A 1,303-nucleotide genomic window follows, 5' to 3' on the forward strand; every position below is an offset into this window, starting at 1 on the left:
ACTACTTTAAATATGCCAATATTGAATATTCTTTTGCCAGCGTTGTCGCTTAATTCGCCCTAATTGGCGTCGAATCCGCCAATTGGTAATTTTCCGCCAAAGGGGACTGTGATAAGCCGTTTGCTGATAAAATTGACGTTGCCAATAGGTAATGTCTTTGCTAATTTGTTGTTGACTCCACCAAACATAATTATGAGTCAAATATCCGGCAACTTGGACATACGGACGTTCGGTCCAGTAGGCTGCTCCCATCAATTGACCTCGTGTAATTGGCAGGCCTCTGGTTTTAAACCAAGCCATTTTATAAATCTTCTGAATCTTGCCAACTCCCATCGGTGGTTGTTGCTTATCAGTGTAGGGGGCCAAAGGAACGACAATCAATGCTTGTAAAATTTGCTGGGGGTGTGCCGTTTGGTTTAAGGCCAATTGTAAATCATTAGAAAAGCGATAGGTACGCTGTTTAGTTGTCAATTGGATCTTGGCACACCAGAGCTTAGTCATGTTAAACCACCTTCATTTAATTTCAGAGTATGCCACATGATGGGCAAAATTGGCAACTTTTGTCTTATCTGGATCTTTACGAGCTTCTTTATCAATTAGCTGCTTTAATTTGGTCTTCCGCTCGATACTTTTCGATCCGATAGAGGGTAACTGGGGCAATCCCCAACATCCGCGCGATCTGCCGTTTGGTTAATTCTTCTCCCTGTTCCCGGCGCGTTAGCAAACGACAGGCTTCTTTATAAATATAACGTTTCTGTCGATTCGGTGAATGTGGTCCATATTCACGGACTTTACCATGATATTTTCCTTGCCGTTTAGCAATTTCAATCCCTTGTCGCTGTCTTACTTTGATTGTCTCACGTTCTTCTTGGGCCATATACTTATAAAGCTCAATAATGATATTGGTAATCAAGTTACGTAAGTTAGGATCTTCAATACTATTAAAGCTCGGTAAATTTAAAATGTTTAAGGTGGCCCCCTTATGGCGAATAGCTTCCATAATTTCTGTTAAATCGGCTGAATTTCTACCTAACCGATCTAAACTTAGCACAATTACCTCATCATCGTCACGAAGATAATCCAGCATGGCTTGAAGTTGTGGGCGGGCAGCATTTTTTCCAGAAAGTTTCTCTTGGAAAAGTTTTGTCACTCCCGCTGCTTGTAGTTGTTCAATTTGCCGGGCTAGATTTTGCTCACGAGTACTAACACGTGCGTAACCAATTTTTGTCATTTTCAGAATGCCTCCGGATCACTTATATGTAACTAATAATAATCCAACTTTCAACCGAATACAATAGGGTAG

Annotated in this window: 2 protein-coding genes; both read right to left on the minus strand. The window is 41.1% G+C overall.

The annotated features are described in order from the left end of the window. Nucleotides 1-6: 6 nt before the first annotated feature. Nucleotides 7-501, minus strand: a complete 495-nt coding sequence (locus tag QUF07_RS13965) for a DUF7679 family protein (protein WP_172885099.1) — start codon at nucleotides 499-501, stop codon at nucleotides 7-9. Between the two features lie 91 nt (nucleotides 502-592). After that, nucleotides 593-1,231 carry a recombinase family protein gene (locus tag QUF07_RS13970; RefSeq protein ID WP_084989044.1) on the minus strand — a complete coding sequence of 213 codons (639 nt, stop codon included), beginning with the start codon at nucleotides 1,229-1,231 and terminating at the stop codon, nucleotides 593-595. Nucleotides 1,232-1,303: the final 72 nt, after the last annotated feature.

The organism is Lentilactobacillus sp. TOM.63 (assembly GCF_030361045.1).
In the GTDB taxonomy this organism is placed as follows: Bacteria; Bacillota; Bacilli; order Lactobacillales; family Lactobacillaceae; genus Lentilactobacillus; species Lentilactobacillus dabitei.